A 17854-nucleotide genomic window follows, 5' to 3' on the forward strand; every position below is an offset into this window, starting at 1 on the left:
TCGCGCAATCGCTTGTCGTCACATCAGCCGCCGAGGATGCGCCGGCAAGCGTCGACGAAGACCTCCGCACCAGTGACGATATCGGCATCAGTGGTGTCTTCGGTCCAGTGATGGCTGATGCCGCCGATCGACGGCACGAACAGCATGCCGGCGGGCATGACCGTTGCCAGCATCTGCGCATCGTGGCCCGCGCCGCTGGGCATGCGAACGGATCGTCCACCAGCGAACGCCTTGCTTGCGACGTCGATCGCATCCTGGAAGCCGGCGTTCATCATCGCGGGCGCGCCGGTGCGCAGCTTCGTCACGGTGGCGGTGCAGGGACCGCTCGCACTGGCCTCCTCCGCCATGGTCCGCAGCAATTTCTCCAGCCGGGCGATGACGGCCGGATCGTCGTCGCGGATCTGGAACAGCATTTCGGCGCCGCCCGGAATGATGCTCGGCGCACCCGGATCGAGCGTGATGCGCCCGGTGGTCCAGACCGTGCGCGGACCGCAGGCATCAGGAAAACGCTCGTCGATGGCGACGCAGAATTTGGCCAGCGCCAGCCCCGCATCCCTGCGCACGGCCATGCGCGTGGTGCCGGCGTGATTCTGCTCGCCAACGAAATTGATCTGGTATTGCCAGATGCCGACGATGGAGGTGACGACGCCGATCGCGAGCTTGCCGCTTTCGAGCGTGTCGCCCTGCTCGATATGCGCCTCGAGATATCCGACGTGGCGGCCCGGCTCGGCGGTGACGCGCGGGCGGCCGGCGAGCCCCATGTCGGCGAGTGCGTCGCGCATCGTGCGGCCGCTGGTGCGATCGCACGCGGCGTCGATGTCGGCTTCCGTCACTTGCCCGACATAGGAGCGAGAGCCGAGGAAATGGCCGAAATGCCCTTCCTCGTCGCACCAGGCGGCGACTTCGACCGCGCCGTTCACGGAAGGATCGGCATTGAGCACGCGCGCGGCCTCGAGCGCATAGACGACGCCGAGCGGGCCATCGAGCCAGCCGGCATAGTTCTGGCTCTCCAGATGCGAGCCGGCCAGCAGCTTCGGTCCGGGCTTGGTGCTGGTGCCGAACACGTTGCCGATGCCGTCGATCGAAGCGGAGAGGCCCGCCTCCGGCAGCTTGCGCACCAGCCAGTCCAGCGAAAGCTTGTGCGGCTCGGAGAAGGTCGGCTTGTGCACGCCTGTTTTGTAAGCACCAATGGCACGGAGTGCATTCAAGTCGGCGAGGACGCGCTGGCCGTCGGCGCGCGGCGTGGTGTCAGGCATGTTCGGCAACCTTGAGTGCCTCGGTGCGGATTTCCTCGACCAGCCGCTCCTTGAGCTGGACGAATTCCGGCGTCGTCTTGATCTTGTAGGAGCGCGGATGCGGCAGGTCCACATTGATCTCGGCTTTGATCCGGCCGGGGCGCGCGCTCATGACGATGACGCGGCTGCCGAGGAAGATCGCTTCCTCGATGTCGTGGGTCACGAACAGCACGGTTTTCTGGTCGCGCTCCCAGATCCCGAGCAGCATCTCCTGCATCAAGGCGCGGGTCTGGTTGTCCAGTGCGCCGAACGGCTCGTCGAGCAGCAGGATTTTCGGATCGTTGGCGAGCGCGCGGGCAATTGCGGTGCGCTGCTGCATGCCGCCGGACAGCTGCTTCGGCCAATGGTTCTCGAAGCCGGACAACCCGACCTGGCGGATGAACGCGTCGGCAATCTTGTTGCGCTCCGCCTCGGACACACCACGCTCGCGCAGGCCGAACGCGATGTTCTCGCGCACAGTGAGCCAGGGAAATAGCGTGTAGGACTGGAACACCATGCCGCGATCGGCGCCGGGACCTGTCACCTCGCGCCCATCGAGCGTGACGCGCCCGCTGGTGGGACGATCGAGGCCGGCGACGATGCGGAGCAGCGTGGACTTGCCGCAGCCGGAGGGCCCAAGGATGGTGACGAAGTCGTTGTTGCCGATGGTGAGGTCGGTCGGCTCCAGCGCCCGCGTCGGCGCGTTGCCGTGGCGCGCGGGGAAGGTGCGGGAGACCTGCTCGATCTTGAGGATCGTCATGCGAGCCTCCACGGAAACAGCCAGGCGTTGAATGCCTTGAACATGAAGTCCGAGAGGAGCCCGATCAGCCCGATCACGATGATGCCGAAGATGATCTGGCCGGTGTTGAGCAGCGCCTGGCTGTCGGTGATCATGTGACCGATCCCCGAGGACGAGCCGATCAGCTCGGCGACGATGACGTAAGTCCAGGCCCAGCCCAGCACCAGCCGCAGGATTTCCGCGATCTCGGGGGCGGAGGAGGGCAGCAGCACGCGGCGGATGATGCCGCGGTCGCTGGCACCCAACGTATAGGCCGCCTCGACCAGGTCGCGCCGCGTCGCGCCGACGGTGACGGCGACCATCAGGATGACCTGGAACACCGAGCCGATGAAGATGACGAGCAGTTTTTGCAGTTCACCGATGCCGGCCCACAGGATCAGCAGCGGGATGAAGGCGGAGGCAGGCAGATAGCGCGCAAAGGAGACGAAGGGCTCAAGGAATGCCTCGATCGGCTTGTAGGCGCCCATCAGCACACCGAGCGGGACTGCGATGATCGCCGCGAGCGCGAAGCCGCCGACGACGCGCCAGATCGTCATGCCGATATCGTAGACGAAGCCCTGCTTGGCCAGCAGGTCATAACCCTCCTGCACCATGGTCAAGGGGTTGGCGAGGAAGGTTTTCGACACATGGCCGCCGAGCGTTGCCCAGGACCAGAGGGCAACGAACAGCACGAAGAACGCGAGGCCATAGGCCACGCGCTGCTTCGATGTCACAGGGTCCAGGGGACGCATCAAACTGTCTATCCGGCGTTGAAACGATTTGCCGGCCCCGCCGCGAGACGGGGCCGGCAGCTCTCGAGAGGTTTACTTGATGTAGCTCGCGTCGAAGAGGTCCTCGACCTTCGGCGCGGCCTTGATGATGCCGATCTCGAGCAGGAGGTCGGCGGCCTCCTTGTTGAAGGTCAGGAAGTCGCCGGCGAAGAACTTCTGGTTCGCGGCCTTGTCCTGCCAGCGCAGATATTTTGCCGAGTTGCCGAACTGCTCGCCGGTCTGCTTCACGTCGGCGCCCATGATCTCGTAGGCCTTGGCCTGGTCCTTGGCGATCATGTCGAGCGCCTCGAAATAACTGTCGGCGAGTGCCTTGGCGGCCTTGGGATTCTCGGTAAGGAATTTCGGCGTACAGCCGAAAGTGTCCATCACCATCGGATAGTCCAGCGTGGTCGCGATGATCTTGCCCTTGTCGGGCGCGGCGCGCACCGTCGACAGGTAAGGCTCATAGGTCATCGCGGCATCGTTCTGGCCGGAGACGAAAGCCTGCGCGGCCGCAGCCGGCTCCAGGTTGACGACGGTGACGTCCTTCACGGTGAGGCCGTTCTTCTTCAGCATCCAGGCCAGCGCAAAATACGGCGAGGTGCCGGGCGCCGAGGCCGCGACGGTCTTGCCCTTGAGGTCCTTGATCGAGGCGAGGTCGTTGCGTACGGCCATGCCGTCGGCGCCATAGCTCTTGTCGAGCTGGAAGATCTGCTTGGTCGCAACGCCATTGGCGTTCCAGGAGATCCAGGTCTCGACCGTCGTTGCCGCGCACTGGACGTCACCGGAGGCGATCGCGAGATGACGGTCCTTCTGCGGGATTTTCTTGATCGTCACGTCGAGCCCGTTCTTCTTGAAGATGCCGGCCTCCTTCGCCAGCGTCAGCGGCGCAAAGCCGGTCCATCCGGAAATGCCGACGCCGACCTTGACGTCGTCGGCGAGCACGGGAGTGGAGGCCGCGAGGGCAATGATTGTCGCAAATATCGTCGAATTACGCATGATTGTCGTCCTCTGCCGATCGATGGATTGACGTCCTGTTGATCTCTTCATGTAGCGATGCACGATTTGTGCCGACATATCCTCTCAGCCTCCCTTGAATCGCGCGACAAGGCGGTGAGAGTCACCGGGATAGAGCAGGCGCACGGCGGTGATCGTGCGCGCGCTGCGCCAGGTGTAACGGTCGATCACGAGACAGGGCGCGCCGACGGCGATCGCGAGCGCGTCCGCCGTATGGTCGTCCGCAACGATGGCGCTGATCGTATGCTCGGCCTCCGTCCATGGGACGTGGTGAAGCAGCCACGAGCCGGGCGGCTCGCGCGAGAAATCCGCGGCCGCGGCGGCAGGCACCGACGACAGGTCGATCAGCCTGTCCTCGACCGCAAACGGCACGTTGTCGGCGCTGTGCCGGCAGGTGATCGAAACCACCTTGCCGGCCTTCCTCACGCCGAGACGGTCACGGTCGGCTGCGGTCGCAGCTCGCAGCTTGCGATGGATCAGCTCATAGCCGTAGGCGCGCCCCAATGCGGTGATCTCGGCGCGGATGTCGGCGATCTTGAGCACCGCCGACTGATGTTGCGGTCGGCGTACGAACGAGCCGGCGCGCCGCCGCCGTTCGATCAGATCGGCTTGCGCGAGCTCCGACAGCGCCTTGTTCACCGTCATGCGCGAGCAGCCGTAACGCGCCACCAGCTCGTGCTCGAACGGGATGCGATGTCCGGGAGGCCACTCACCGGTCAGGATGCGCTTCTCGATGTCGGCGCGAATGCGCTTGTAGAGCGTCGGCTTGTCGGCGGCATCGGTCGCGAGGCTCATGCGAGGAGCCTCCGCACCGCCGCATTGAAGCGCTCGCGCGCGGCCTGGCGCAATCTGTGCCGGCCGCCTTCGACGACCTTGTGGCCGCCGGCCCAGACGCAATCGATCGCGCCAGTCCCTGCGGCAAAGATCCAACCGTCGATGGCGGCATCGCCGTGGCGTCCCGCGAGCGACGGATGCGCGGCGTCGAGCGTGACGATGTCGGCGCGCGCGCCGGGCGTAAGTCCCACCATCCCCTGCGCCAGCGCTTGGGCGCCGCCTGCGAGCGCGTGATCGAATAATGTGCGCCCCGTCGAACGGCCCGCGCCGCTGGAGAGCACGTTGCGCGCGCGATGCTTGAGCCGTTGGCCGTATTCGAGCTGGCGCAATTCGTCGGCGACGCCGACCAGCACGTTGGAATCGGTGCCGATACCGAACGCGCCGCCAGCGTCCAGAAATTCGCGCGCCGGAAAAATGCCGTCGCCAAGGCTCGCCTCGGTGATGGGGCAGAGGCCGGCAACCGCGCCGGTCTCCGCAAAGGCGGCGACTTCCTCATCCGTCGTATGAGTCGCGTGAATGAGGCACCAGCGCTGATCGACTGGCGCGTGCTCCAGCAACCATTGCACCGGTCGCCGTCCTGACCATGCCAGGCAATCCTCGACTTCCTTCACCTGCTCGGCGGCATGGATATGCACCGGCCCGCCTTCGGCAAACGGAATGATCGCCGCAAGCTCGTCCGGCGTGGCCGCACGCAGGCTGTGCGGTGCGATGCCGATATTGGCGCCGGGCAACGTGCTGATCGCCTTGCGCGAGGCGCTCATCAGCGCGGCGAACTGATCGACCGAGCAAATGAAGCGGCGCTGGCCGGCATGCGGCGCGGCGCCGCCGAACGAGCCGTGCGCATAAAAGCTCGGCAGCAACGTCAGGGCAATGCCGGAGGCCTCGGCAGCCTGCGCAATCCGCGCGGCCATCTCGGCGGGATCGGCATAGTGAGCGCCGTCGCGGTCGTGATGCAGATAGTGGAATTCGCCGACGCGGGTAAAACCCTGCTCCAGCATCTCGACATAGAGCAGCGTGGCAACGGCAACGACGTCGTCCGGCGTCATCGCCAACGCAAAGCGATACATCGTCTCGCGCCAGGTCCAGAAGGTGTCGGTGGAATCGCCGCGCAGCTCGGCAAGCCCGGCCATGCCGCGCTGGAACGCGTGGCTGTGCAGGCTCGCCAATCCCGGCAGCGCGATAGCGTGGCGCTCGTCGCCTGCGGCAGGCTGCACGCCCGCGGTCACCTCCGCGATCGCGCCGGCGGTGATCACCACCTGCACGTCATTGGCCCAGCCCGAGGGCAGGAGCGCGGAGGCGAAATGCAGTCGTGTCATGTTTCCATGCCGGCTGGACAGAAGGCCCATACGATTATATGTCTAGACATATAAGTCAAGCATCCCAAGGCGCAGGGACATCCGCGAAGGGACCATTGCATGGCAGAGCGCTTCGACCGGATCTGGCACAATGCCCGCCTCGCCACGATGCGGGCCGACCGTCCTGATCTCGGCGAGATCGAGCACGGGGTGATCGCCGCGCGCGGCGGACGTATTGTCTATGCCGGTGCCCAGACAGATTTTCCCGTCGATGCCGATGCAGCCGAAACGATCGACTGCGAAGGGCGCTGGATCACGCCCGGCCTCGTCGACTGTCACACCCATCTCGTCTATGGCGGCAACCGCGCCCACGAATTCGAGCTGCGCCTGAAGGGCGCGAGCTACGAGGAGATCGCGCGCGCCGGCGGCGGCATCGTCTCGACGGTGGCTGCCACGCGCAAGGCGAGCGAGGCAGATCTCATCGCCACCGCGTTGCCACGGCTCGATGCGCTGATCGACGAGGGCGCAACCACCGTCGAGATCAAATCCGGCTATGGCCTCGACACCGAGGCCGAGATGCGGCAGCTCGTGGCCGCGCGCGGCCTTAGCCGTCAACGACCGGTTGCGATCCGCACGTCCTTTCTCGGAGCCCACGCCCTGCCGCTGGAAGCGGACGGCGACAAGGATCGCTACATCGATCGCGTGTGCAAGGAGATGCTGCCGGCTGTTGCAAAGGCCGGCCTCGCCGACGCCGTCGATGCTTTCATGGAGGGCATCGCGTTCTCGGCCGAGCAGACGGCGCGGGTGTTCGAGACGGCGAGAGGGCTTGGGCTGCCGGTCAAGCTTCATGCCGATCAGCTGTCGAACCTCGGGGGTGCTGCGCTCGCCGCAAGATTCTCGGCGCTGTCGGCCGATCATCTCGAGCACACGGATGACGCCGGCGCCGCCGCGCTGGCGAAGGCCGGAACCGTCGCCGTGCTGCTGCCCGGCGCGTTCTACTTCATCCGCGAGACGCAGAAGCCTCCGGTCGAGGCATTCCGCAAACATGGCGTGCACATGGCGCTCGCGACCGATTGCAACCCGGGCAGCTCGCCGCTGACCTCGCTGCTGCTCACCATGAACATGGGCGCGACGCTGTTCCGGATGAACGTGGCCGAATGCCTTGCGGGCGTCACCCGTGAAGGCGCGCGGGCGCTCGGCATGCTCAATGAGACCGGCACGCTGGAGGCCGGCAAATGGTGCGATCTCGCGATCTGGGACATCGAGCGACCGGCCGAGCTCGTCTACCGCATCGGCTTCAATCCGCTGCATCGCCGGGTGTGGAGGGGTCAATGATGGGGCAGGGTGCAGCGATCGTCGTTACGCCGGGCACGGTCAGCCTCGATGATCTCGCGCGCGTGCTCGCAGGACAAGCCGTTGTGCTCGATTCCTCGTTCTGGCCGCGCGTGGTGGCGGCCGCCGAGATTGTTGCGAAGGCCGCGCAAGCCGATGCCCCCGTCTACGGCATCAACACCGGATTCGGGAAACTCGCCTCGAAGCGTATTCCGCCCGATCAGACCGCGCTGCTTCAGCGCAATCTGATCGTGTCGCATTGCTGCGGTGTCGGCCCCGCGACGCCTGAGCCGATTGTTCGCCTGATGATGGCGCTGAAGATCGTCTCGCTTGGGCGCGGCGCCTCGGGCGTACGCCGTGAGGTGATCGAGCAATTGCAGGGGATGCTGGCGCGAGGCGTCACTCCACTGGTACCGCAGCAGGGCTCGGTCGGCGCCTCCGGCGATCTTGCACCGCTGGCGCACATGACTGCGGTCATGATCGGCGAAGGACAGGCGATCGTCGATGGCAAGATCGTATCCGGCAGCGAGGCGCTCGCCGCGGCCGGAATCGCGCCGCTGACCCTCGGCCCCAAGGAAGGCCTCGCGCTGATCAACGGCACGCAGTTCTCGACCGCCTACGCGATATCAGGCGTGCTGCGTGCATTTCGCATGGCGCGCGCCGCGCTCGTGACCGGCGCATTGTCGGTGGACGCGGCCATGGCCTCGACGGCGCCGTTCCGTCCCGAAATCCAGGCGCTGCGCGGTCATGCCGGGCAGATCGCCGCGGCCGCGACGCTGACGGCGCTGCTCGATGGCAGCGACATCCGCCTGTCGCATCTCGACGGCGACGAACGCGTGCAGGATCCTTATTGCCTGCGTTGCCAGCCGCAGGTCGCGGGTGCGGCGCTCGACCTGATCACGCAGGCCGCGCGCACGCTGATTATCGAGGCCAATGCCGTCACCGACAATCCGTTGGTGCTGGTCGAGAGCGGCGAGATCGTCTCCGGTGGCAATTTCCACGCCGAGCCGGTGGCGTTTGCCGCCGACTCGATTGCGCTGGCGCTGTCGGAGATCGGTGCGATCAGCGAGCGGCGTATCGCGACGCTGGTCGATCCCGCGCTCAATTTCGGCCTGCCGCCGTTCCTGACACCTGATCCCGGCATCAATTCGGGCTTCATGATCGCCGAGGTCACGGCCGCCGCGCTCTATGCCGAGAACAAGCAGCGCGCAGCGGCCTGCTCGATCGACTCGACCCCGACCAGCGCCAATCAGGAAGACCACGTCTCGATGGCGGCGCACGCCGCGCGGCGGCTGTCGGACATGGCCGACAATCTCGCCGCCATTTTGGGCATCGAGTTGCTGGTCGCCGCGCAAGGCATCACCCTGCGCGCGCCGCATGCGACCAGCACGCCGCTCGTTGCCGTCATTGATAAGCTTCGCGAGCAGGTGCCCGCACTCGGCGCCGACCGCTACATGGCCGGCGATCTCGCCAAGGCCGCCGCACTGATCGAAGCCGATGCGTTGCCGGCCGCGGCCATTGCCGCACTTCCATCCGATCCGTTTCCGAGACTTGATTAAGAGGTCCGCATGAACCGCCGACTGGACAATGACCGCACCATCCGCGCGCCCCGCGGCAGCGACATCAGCGCCAAGACCTGGCTGACGGAAGCGCCGCTGCGCATGCTGATGAACAACCTCGATCCTGACGTCGCAGAGCGCCCGAGCGAGCTCGTCGTCTATGGCGGGATCGGCCGCGCCGCGCGCGACTGGGAGAGCTTTGACCGGATCGTTGCGGCCTTGCGCAAGCTCGAAGGCGACCAGACGCTGCTGGTCCAGTCCGGTAAGCCGGTCGGCGTGTTTCGGACCCATGCCGATGCGCCGCGCGTGCTGATCGCGAACTCCAACATCGTGCCGCATTGGGCGACGCTCGATCATTTTAACGAGCTCGATCGCCAGGGCCTGATGATGTACGGCCAGATGACGGCGGGCTCCTGGATCTATATCGGCAGTCAGGGCATCGTGCAGGGCACCTACGAGACCTTCGTCGAGGTCGGACGGCGTCACTATGGCGGCAGCCTTGCCGGCAAATGGATTCTCACCGCCGGTCTCGGCGGCATGGGCGGCGCGCAGCCGCTGGCTGCGACCATGGCCGGTGCTTCGATGCTCGCGGTCGAATGCCAGCCGAGCCGCATCGAGATGCGCTTGCGCACCGGCTATCTCGATCGCCAGGCCGCGACGCTCGACGAGGCGCTGGCGATCATGGCGGACGCCGCAAAGACGAAGAAGGCGGTCTCGGTCGGCCTGCTCGGCAATGCCGCCGAGATCTTCCCAGAACTGGTGCGCCGTGGCGTCAAGCCCGACGTCGTCACCGACCAGACCAGCGCGCACGATCCGGTCAACGGATATCTGCCGAAGGGCTGGACGCTCGCCGAGTGGGAAGCCAAGCGCAGCGCCGATCCGAAGGCGGTCGAACGCGCCTCGAAGTCCTCGATGGTCGAGCACGTCCAGGCCATGCTGGACTTCCACGCGCTGGGCATTCCGACGGTCGACTACGGCAACAACATCCGCCAGATGGCGCAGGACATGGGCCTGAAGAACGCCTTCGATTTCCCCGGCTTCGTTCCCGCCTATATCCGCCCTCTGTTCTGCCGCGGCGTCGGGCCGTTCCGCTGGGCTGCGCTCTCGGGTGACCCCGAGGACATCTTCAAGACCGACGCCAAGGTCAAGGAGCTGATGCCCGACGACAAGCATCTGCACAACTGGCTCGACATGGCCAAGGCGCGCATCAAGTTTCAGGGCCTGCCGGCGCGGATCTGCTGGGTCGGTCTCGGCGATCGTCACCGGCTCGGCCTCGCCTTCAACGAGATGGTGGCACGCGGCGAGCTCAAGGCGCCGATCGTGATCGGCCGCGATCATCTCGACAGCGGCTCGGTGGCGAGCCCCAACCGCGAGACCGAGGCGATGAAGGACGGCTCGGACGCGGTGTCGGACTGGCCGCTGTTGAACGCGCTGCTCAATTGCGCCAGCGGCGCCACCTGGGTGTCGCTGCATCACGGCGGCGGCGTCGGCATCGGCTATTCCCAGCATGCCGGCATGGTGATCGTTGCCGACGGCACGCCGGAAGCGGCCAAACGGATCGAGCGCGTGCTGTGGAACGACCCGGCCACCGGCGTCATGCGCCACGCCGATGCCGGCTACGACATCGCGATCGACTGTGCCCGCGACAAGGGGCTCGACCTGCCGAGCCTGGCGAAGTAGCGACAGCTCCCTTGTTCACCTGTCCCACAGGAAGAGGTATGAGATGCGGTCCGGGTGAGGGGTTAAAGTCCCTCTGAACGCCGCGGGCGTATAGACCAGCAGCTTCAGCATCGCGACGCAGCGGAACGTCGAATGGGCCCTGGCCAACCGCGCCGTCATCATCGACCAGGATAGCCGGTGCATGAGAGCAACGCGACGGAGCTTTTGGCAGACCAGGACGTCCAGGAGCGCGACTGCGTGTGAGCCGCTCGGACCGGCACCAGAGTGCGGTTTCGGCGTGCCCCGACGGCAGAATTCGTCCATGAGATAGCGGCCATCGCGTCGGCCCTCATCGATTTGTCGCAACGATCGCCCCATCCCTCGTCTGATACCTTGTCGGGATGTCAACCATTTATTTCGACCTGAGCGAGCTTTTTTGCTTCTTGCTAGCTCAGGTTTTGCGGCATCATGTGTCGCCGGCGTGTACAGGGGGCTGGGACATGGCTGACGATGGGCAAGCGCCGCCCGATCCAAGAGGCGTGGAGGCTCTGACAAGGATCTTGCGCCGCAAGATCTCGATTGTACCGGACCTGCTGGGGCTCGGCAGTCCTGCCACTGACGTCCACCCGATCGGATGGGATAAGGTGCAGGCCGACGAGCTTGCTTGGATTCGCAAGCGCCGCGAGTCGCTTGGCGGCCGTAGCGACGATGGCAACGCGCACGATATGCAGCTCTCGGCGCTCTCATTATCCGGTGGCGGCATCCGTAGCGCGGCATTTGCGCTTGGCGTGGTCCAGGCGCTCGCGTCCAGAAAGCTGCTCAAGCATTTTGATTATCTCTCGACCGTCTCGGGCGGAGGCTACGTCGGCGCCTTCCTCACCGCTTGGGTACAGCGTACCGACTATGACAAGGTTGAGAAGCAGCTGGACCTATGGGCGAGGCCGGCGCCCGACTCGCCATTGTCGCATCTCCGAAGGTACAGCCGCTATCTGGCTCCGCATTCGGGCCTGGTGTCCGCTGATACCCTGACGATCGTAGCGCTGTTCACGCGCAATCTGCTGCTCAACTGGATGATCATATTTCCTTTTGTCATTGCCGGCATCATCGCCGTGAAGCTCGGGGCAATGGGCGTCTGGCTGCTTGATCGGGTCGAATGGTTGCAGGAACTGCCCGCCTTGCTCGCCAGCATCGGGTTGGCGTTGATCGGCGCCTCACTGGTGGATTCGCTGCGACAACGGCCCGGCTGGGAGAGCGAAGTTTCGCAGGGATTGCGCTTCAATAAGAACGAGCTACTTCCCATGGCGCTCGGCACCATTTTCACGATGACCGCTGCGGCAACGGCCTTCGCAAAAAACAGGAGCTTCGATCTTGCCGACGCGGTGAGCATCACAGGCACGGGTGCGGTGATCGGGCTCACGGTATGGCTCCTGGCGTTCTACTTCGCGCGGAAGGCCGAACTCGATTCCAGCGAAACGGGCAGCGTCACGGCGAGCGCCGCGTTGCCTAAATCCACGGATTCTACGGTCGCGACGGAGCCGGCCAAGCGATACGTGGTGCTGACCGCATTCAGTTTCACGGTCGCCGGCGCGGTGACCGGGGCAGCCGCTGCCCTGCTCGCCTACGCCTTCCCAATGGTCAAGCCGGACTGGATGGACCGCGATCTGGCGATCATCACCTTCGGCCCTCCGCTGGCGATGAGTGCGCTGTTCTTCGGCGAGTTGGCGTATATTGGCCTCGCCAGCAAGACCCCGTGGGCAGATGCCGAGCGCGAATGGCTAGCGCGCGCTGCGGGCTATCACAGCCTTGTTGCAGGCATCTACCTCATCGTTACGGCGCTGGTGCTTCTCGGGTCGCCGTCGATGTTCAAGCTGGTCTGCTTGGCGCCGACGGTCGGTCCGCAGGCCATTGCCGCCGCCGGCGTCCTCGCCGGCATCCTGATCGCGTTGCTCGGCAAGGCTCCATCAACGGCTGCCATGAAGCGAGAGCAGGCCAATTCATTGACGGCCGTCCTCTACCGCGCCATCCTCGGTTGCGCCATGCCCGTTTTCCTGGCAAGCGTCGCCATCCTGATTTCGTGGAAGTTCGACGATTTGCTGTTCGGCGAGCCGCTCACGCGATCGTACTTCACGAGCGCGCCGACTCCACGCGTGAGTCAGTGCCTTCCCGAGACCGATGCGCTCGCCAAGCCCGTACCGCTCTTGACGGCGATGAGCTGGACGCTATGGGCCTTCATAGGCCTTACCGTCCTCGGGCTCATTGTGTCGCATTTCGTCAATATCAACCGCTTCTCGCTGCACAACATCTATCGCAACCGCCTGATCCGTACGTTCCTGGGCGCATCGCGTACGGATCGCACGCCGAATTTGTTCACCGATTTCGACGAGCGCGATAATCTCAAGCTGCGTGACATCTGGCCAAGCAAGGCCGAACCGCTGAAGGGGAAACCGCCGCACGAACCCACGCCGCCACCCCAGTTCCTCGTCGTCAACATGGCTCTGAACACGCTGGCCTCGCAGGAGCTGCAGCTCCAGGAGCGCAGAGCGCTATCGTTCGTGGCCACGCCGCAGTACATCGGCTCGGGTGACCAGAAATGGCGCCCGTCGCCGGATGCGGTCCCGATCGAGGGCTGCTTCCGTCCGGCGGCGTACTACAACGGCGGCATGTCGCTCGGCACTGCGGTGACAATCTCAGGTGCCGCCGCCAGTCCGAACATGGGGTATCACTCCTCACCGTCGCTCGGCGTGCTGATGACGATGTTCAACGTGCGGCTTGGCATGTGGGCCGGCAATCCAGGTCCGGAAGGCGCCGCTACGTTCTTCCGCCAGGGACCGCGGCCCGCCTACGAGCCACTGTTCCGCGAGGCGATGGGAATGACCAAGGCGAATGATCCGTACGTCTACCTGTCGGACGGTGGCCATTTCGAGAATCTCGGCGCTTACGAGATGATCCGCCGCGGCTGCAAGTTCATCATGATCAGCGACGCGGCCTGCGATCCCAATTACGGCTACGAGGATCTCGGAAATCTGGTTCGGCGGGTCTCGATCGATTTCGGCGTACGCATCAAGTTCCGGCCGCCGCTTGACGCGAGCGGGAAGGCCTCGCCCTACAAGGGCGAACCCTGCTCGCTCGCAGACATTTATTACCCCGATGATGGTGCTGCCCCGCCCGACCTCGATGAGGAGACGAAGGCAGAACGCCGGCACGGGCTGCTATTCTACGTGAAGCCCGTCCTGTTCGGTACCGAGCCCACATCGGTCATTGCCTATTTCAATCAGCATCCCGAATTTCCCCACGAGTCGACCGCAAACCAATGGTTCGGCGAGACCCAGTTCGAGGCGTACCGCGCGCTCGGCGCTTTCGTGATGGAAGAAGCTCTCGGCGATGTCCGACCCGGACGTGGATCGGAGATCGCGGACCTGTTTGCCGTGCTCGATAACAGATACCCAAAGTGATTCTTGGCCCGAGGGAGGTCTTTCATGCTCTGCCCGTCTCGCGCTCGAACGACTGCCAGAGGCATTACGGCGCTTCTGCTACTGTGCGCGCCGGTCGCATCGCTGGCGCAGTCCGATTTCAACTGCGCCCAATTGGCAAATGCGCCGCCTGGTCTCTACGTCAAGCGATTGGAGGACGCGGTGCCGGTGCCAATGCCGCGGGAGCTCAAATATGATATCAACGCACAGTTCTACTACATTCCCGCCGGGCCACGTACGGTCGGCGAGAACGAGGAGGTTGTCTATCACGTCCGTTCGCAGACAAAGGCGGCCGATGCCGGCCTACGGGCTGATCAGGCATTGGTCTATCGCAAGGAGGTTCGGACTTCCTGCCAGCGTGGCCATCTCGTTCAGCCTTTCACGGGCGACGAGTTCGCCTCGTTCACCGAGAACAGCCGATACGTGTCGTTGAACCGCTACTTCGATCATCACGCCGAGCAGGCGAAGGACCGGCGCGAAGACTCGGGGCTGCGCACGTACTTCCATTTCGAGGTCAGCGATGTCGGTCGCGGGTGCTTCCGTACAGACGATCCAAATAAGGTCGGCCCACTGCACGGCGCTTATGGCTTTCCCGACGTGCGGCCGAGCGCCGTCCTGGTCGCACGCGCGACAGAAGTTGTTGGCCCGGTTGCTGCGGGCGAGCTGACTGCGCGGTCGCAGCGCTATGCCGGACTTTCGTCGGAGTTCGCCTATGTGCGGGGACCGGGGCCCATCTGCTTCAGCTTCACCTCGCCGCGGCCTACCGCCTCTTCGCTGCGCGGCCAGATATTCACCTGGAATCGCGACTTTTACGCGGTGGAGCAGGCGAAGACTTGGCGGCCGATCCGCACCGATTTCGTGATCCATCGCGTACCGAAGGGCGAGAGCATGACAGCTACGATCACGTGGAAGGGTGGGCCGGGGCAATGATGACAGCGGATCCCGGCACCGCGCATCAGTCCGTCGGCTGGCGTATCGTGGCGACGCCGTTTCCGAATGCGGCGATCGTCTCGAATCCCGAGCGTGAGCGCAGAATTATCAATTGGGTATGGGCGACCGTTCCGCTTCAGTACTACACGCTCACGCGCTATGCAGGCGCGCTGAAGAGTAACGAATGGCTGGCGATCATCGTTTCAGTCTCGTCCTGCATGCTGTTGATCCTTCTAGTGAGCTTCATCCTGTCCCGGATTGTTCCGATGCAGGTTGCGGTCGAGCCGCAGCTCAAGCGTGAAGTCAAGTTGCGAGCCTGGTCGGTGGCGCTGATCACGCATTGGGCCGCCGCGGTTACGCTGATCGCGATTTCATTCTTCCTGGGAGACGTGATCGTCGGCAAGAACGAGGATCTGGTGCAGCAATTGTTCTGCCGGCTCGCCGTTTGTCACAATCACCCCGAGTTGCTTTCGGGCGCGACTATCTCGATCTTCCTGATCTACTCGGTTCTGGCGATGGCGCTCGTGCTCGGCGTGCTCAGGCTCGGTCGAAACACAACGCCGCCAGCGAGCGTTCCAGCCCCGTATGCGCTTGCAGTGATCGCGATCAGCACGGTGTTGCTCGACTTCCTGCACAGCGCAACGAAATGGAATTGAGGCAGTCAGCAAAAGGGGGTGCGGCCACGAAAACATCCGGCAGCGCTGCGGCATGCAGCGCCTGCTCAGGCCGGCACCAGCGACGTGGCTTCGGCGTGCAGCCCGAGCCGGCGGGTTTCGTCGGCGAGATACCCGGTCACGGCAGGGCCTGGCATGGGTTTTGCGAAATAATAGCCCTGGATGAAATCGCAGCCGAGCCGGCGCAGGGTGTCGAGCTGGGCACGGGTCTCGACGCCCTCGGCGACGCAGGCGATCTCCATGTCGTCGCAGAGGCCCGTGAGCGACTTGATGATCTTGTAGCTCACGGGATTGTCGTTGATGTCGGAAACGAAGCTGCGGTCGATCTTGATCTTGTCGAGCGGCAGCCGGTGCACGTGGCTCAGTGAGGAATAGCCGGTGCCGAAATCGTCCAGCGAAACGCCGCATCCCATCGCCTTCAGCGTCGCGATCGACTGCTGCGCGCGCACGAAGTCGAAAGTGACCGCAGTCTCGGTGATCTCGAAATCGATCCGGTGCGGCGGCAGCCCGCTCTTTTCGATGATGGAGATCAGCGGCAGGATGCCTTCGGCCGTGCAGACGTCGTGGGCGGAGAGGTTGAACGACAGGCGGATGTGATCGGGCCAGGTTCTGGCGGTCGCGAGCGCGCGAGCCAGCAGGGCCTGCGTCAGCGGCCGGATCAGGCCGATGCGCTCGGCGGCTGGAATGAAGTCGGCGGGCGAGACCAGGCCGAGACGGGAGCTGTGCCAGCGCGCCAGAACCTCGAAGCCGGCGGTGTGCTCGCTCATGGCATCCACGATCGGCTGGAACACCAGGTCCATCTCGGTGCTGAAATCGGCGCTGCGCAGCAAATTCTCGATAACGCCGCGGCTGCGGATCTCGGCCTCGAGCTCGCTCGAGAAGATCACGGTGCGGCCGCGCAGATGGCGCTTGGCATGATAGAGCGAGTAATCGGCGCATTCATAGAGCGCTTCCGACGTCGTCGCGGAGTCCGGGAATAATGCGAAACCGATCGAGCAGGACAGCCCGGTATGGGCGGTGTCGAGCTGATAGGGCAGCCTGACCTGATTGCCGATGCGCTCGCCGAGCCGCATCAGGTCGGCGTCCTCGGGGTCGCCGCACACCACGAGACCGAACTCGTCGCCGCCGAGCCGGGCTATTTCCACGCGCTGCGGGCCAAAGCCCTCGCAAACTTCGCGGATGCGCCGGCCCGCCTCGATCAGGACGCGGTCGCCGACTGAGTGGCCGGAATTGTCGTTGATCGGCTTGAAGCCATCGAGGTCGATGATCCCGACCGCGACCCGAACGTTCCTGCGCTCGGCGTCAGTGAAGGCGCTCGACAGCTCGGCGAAGAAGCGGCGGCGGTTCGGCAGCTCGGTGAGGGAATCGAGATTGGCAAGGCGGAAGTTTTCGTCCGAGAGCGCCTGCGTCGCCGCCTGCTGTGCGAGCAGCGACTTGCGGCTGGCGACGAGATCGGCGAAATCGCGGTAATAGATGAACAGCACCGTCACCATCGCGCCCGAGACCAGCAGGTTGTTGACCGCGATCGCCTTCAGTGTCGGCTCGCCCGTGGCGAAGAAGAACAGCACGTAAGGCACGTCGACGATCAGCGTCACGATCAGCGCCGCCGAGCGCAGATGCATCAGCGAAAAGATGCAGCCGATTACGGTGACCGCCATGTAGAAAGCGACCTGGCTCTTGGCGAAGGGATCGCCGTAGGGATAGAGTGCAAAGGACCAGGCGGTGAAGCCGGCGCCGACCGGCAGGGTCAGCCAGTTGGTGGCGCGCAGATTGCGCAGGATGTCGGCATCGCTGCGCACGATGTGACGCTGGCGCAGCCACCAATAGGTTCGAAGCCCCGCGAGCCCGGTCAGCAGGCTCGGCACGATCATCGTCAGCCAGTCCGGCGCCACATTCACATAGGTGTAGGCGACGGCGATCGTGTTGCTGATGAGGATGAAGTAGAGCAGCGGGACCTGCTTGGAGAAGGCGTCGAACTGCGCGCGCATCAGATCCGGATTGTCCGCCGGAACGCGAAACAGCCGCGTTGCGGCGGCAAAGTAAGACTTCAAATCGGCAACAGGCATTGCAATACGAGCCCCGGAATCCCTTGAAAAACGCCGGCGATCTTGCATGGCGGGGGTAAAGGGCGAGTTAGGTGGAACTTGCGCTCAAGCGCTAGCGCAAGTTGCACGCGACCGCGGACGTTTCGGGTCGCGTGCATTGGTGAGGCCGCATTAACGATAAGGGTGCCGCAGAAGCGGGCATCGGCCGCAAAGTTCT

At 64.6% G+C, this 17854-nt stretch carries 13 protein-coding genes; 6 read left to right on the plus strand and 7 right to left on the minus strand.

Features of this window, described 5'->3' with window-relative positions; translation table 11 throughout:
* Positions 1-23: 23 nt before the first annotated feature.
* The 6 genes from IVA79_RS28910 to IVA79_RS28935 all read right to left on the minus strand — a co-directional run bounded on the left by IVA79_RS28910 (position 24) and on the right by IVA79_RS28935 (position 5989).
* Positions 24-1256 (minus strand): Zn-dependent hydrolase, encoded by a 1233-nt coding sequence (locus IVA79_RS28910; protein WP_247559431.1) that lies wholly within the window; start codon positions 1254-1256, stop codon positions 24-26.
* The gene (locus IVA79_RS28915; protein WP_247559432.1) at positions 1249-2034 is read right to left on the minus strand and encodes an ABC transporter ATP-binding protein; all 786 of its coding nucleotides are present in this window, start codon (positions 2032-2034) and stop codon (positions 1249-1251) included. Before IVA79_RS28915 ends, IVA79_RS28910 begins: the two co-directional genes overlap by 8 nt.
* A complete protein-coding gene (locus IVA79_RS28920; protein WP_247559728.1) occupies positions 2031-2804 on the minus strand; it encodes an ABC transporter permease in 774 nt (257 codons plus the stop codon). The genes IVA79_RS28915 and IVA79_RS28920 overlap by 4 nt, the downstream gene beginning before the upstream one ends.
* Before the next feature lie 72 nt (positions 2805-2876).
* Positions 2877-3821 carry an ABC transporter substrate-binding protein gene (locus tag IVA79_RS28925; protein ID WP_247559435.1) on the minus strand — a complete coding sequence of 315 codons (945 nt, stop codon included), beginning with the start codon at positions 3819-3821 and terminating at the stop codon, positions 2877-2879.
* Between the two features lie 84 nt (positions 3822-3905).
* Positions 3906-4634, minus strand: coding sequence for a histidine utilization repressor (hutC, locus tag IVA79_RS28930; protein ID WP_247559437.1), 729 nt, complete (start codon positions 4632-4634; stop codon positions 3906-3908).
* A complete protein-coding gene (locus IVA79_RS28935; RefSeq protein WP_247559439.1) occupies positions 4631-5989 on the minus strand; it encodes a formimidoylglutamate deiminase in 1359 nt (452 codons plus the stop codon). Before IVA79_RS28935 ends, hutC begins: the two co-directional genes overlap by 4 nt.
* Positions 5990-6088: 99 nt before the next feature.
* Between IVA79_RS28935 and hutI the strand changes: the two genes are divergently transcribed.
* The 6 genes from hutI (at position 6089) to IVA79_RS28965 (ending at position 15574) form a co-directional block, all read left to right on the plus strand.
* Positions 6089-7303: an imidazolonepropionase gene (gene hutI, locus IVA79_RS28940; RefSeq protein ID WP_247559441.1), complete on the plus strand. Its 1215-nt coding sequence runs from the start codon at positions 6089-6091 to the stop codon at positions 7301-7303.
* Positions 7300-8859, plus strand: coding sequence for a histidine ammonia-lyase (hutH, locus tag IVA79_RS28945; RefSeq protein ID WP_247559443.1), 1560 nt, complete (start codon positions 7300-7302; stop codon positions 8857-8859). The genes hutI and hutH overlap by 4 nt, the downstream gene beginning before the upstream one ends.
* A gap of 9 nt (positions 8860-8868) precedes the next feature.
* Positions 8869-10539 (plus strand): urocanate hydratase, encoded by a 1671-nt coding sequence (hutU, locus tag IVA79_RS28950; RefSeq protein WP_247559445.1) that lies wholly within the window; start codon positions 8869-8871, stop codon positions 10537-10539.
* A gap of 479 nt (positions 10540-11018) precedes the next feature.
* Positions 11019-13970, plus strand: a complete 2952-nt coding sequence (locus tag IVA79_RS28955) for a patatin-like phospholipase family protein (protein ID WP_247559447.1) — start codon at positions 11019-11021, stop codon at positions 13968-13970.
* Between the two features lie 24 nt (positions 13971-13994).
* Positions 13995-14918, plus strand: a complete 924-nt coding sequence (locus IVA79_RS28960) for a hypothetical protein (RefSeq protein WP_247559449.1) — start codon at positions 13995-13997, stop codon at positions 14916-14918.
* The gene (locus IVA79_RS28965) at positions 14822-15574 is read left to right on the plus strand and encodes a hypothetical protein (RefSeq protein WP_247559451.1); all 753 of its coding nucleotides are present in this window, start codon (positions 14822-14824) and stop codon (positions 15572-15574) included. The genes IVA79_RS28960 and IVA79_RS28965 overlap by 97 nt, the downstream gene beginning before the upstream one ends.
* Positions 15575-15639: 65 nt before the next feature.
* Here the strand turns inward: IVA79_RS28965 and IVA79_RS28970 are convergent, their stop codons facing one another.
* Positions 15640-17658, minus strand: coding sequence for an EAL domain-containing protein (locus IVA79_RS28970; RefSeq protein ID WP_247559454.1), 2019 nt, complete (start codon positions 17656-17658; stop codon positions 15640-15642).
* Between the last annotated feature and the right edge of the window lie 196 nt (positions 17659-17854).

Source organism: Bradyrhizobium sp. 138 (assembly GCF_023074075.1).
In the GTDB taxonomy this organism is placed as follows: domain Bacteria; phylum Pseudomonadota; class Alphaproteobacteria; order Rhizobiales; family Xanthobacteraceae; genus Bradyrhizobium.

Bases quoted from the DNA above. Each gene is read 5' to 3' on its own strand.
- hutH (WP_247559443.1), top strand. From the start codon at position 7,300: ATGATGGGGCAGGGTGCAGCGATCGTCGTTACGCCGGGCACGGTCAGC.
- IVA79_RS28960 (WP_247559449.1), top strand. From the start codon at position 13,995: ATGCTCTGCCCGTCTCGCGCTCGAACGACTGCCAGAGGCATTACGGCG.
- hutU (WP_247559445.1), top strand. From the start codon at position 8,869: ATGAACCGCCGACTGGACAATGACCGCACCATCCGCGCGCCCCGCGGC.
- hutC (WP_247559437.1), bottom strand. From the start codon at position 4,634: ATGAGCCTCGCGACCGATGCCGCCGACAAGCCGACGCTCTACAAGCGC.
- IVA79_RS28915 (WP_247559432.1), bottom strand. From the start codon at position 2,034: ATGACGATCCTCAAGATCGAGCAGGTCTCCCGCACCTTCCCCGCGCGC.
- IVA79_RS28920 (WP_247559728.1), bottom strand. From the start codon at position 2,804: ATGCGTCCCCTGGACCCTGTGACATCGAAGCAGCGCGTGGCCTATGGC.
- IVA79_RS28955 (WP_247559447.1), top strand. From the start codon at position 11,019: ATGGCTGACGATGGGCAAGCGCCGCCCGATCCAAGAGGCGTGGAGGCT.
- hutI (WP_247559441.1), top strand. From the start codon at position 6,089: ATGGCAGAGCGCTTCGACCGGATCTGGCACAATGCCCGCCTCGCCACG.
- IVA79_RS28910 (WP_247559431.1), bottom strand. From the start codon at position 1,256: ATGCCTGACACCACGCCGCGCGCCGACGGCCAGCGCGTCCTCGCCGAC.
- IVA79_RS28925 (WP_247559435.1), bottom strand. From the start codon at position 3,821: ATGCGTAATTCGACGATATTTGCGACAATCATTGCCCTCGCGGCCTCC.
- IVA79_RS28970 (WP_247559454.1), bottom strand. From the start codon at position 17,658: ATGCCTGTTGCCGATTTGAAGTCTTACTTTGCCGCCGCAACGCGGCTG.
- IVA79_RS28935 (WP_247559439.1), bottom strand. From the start codon at position 5,989: ATGACACGACTGCATTTCGCCTCCGCGCTCCTGCCCTCGGGCTGGGCC.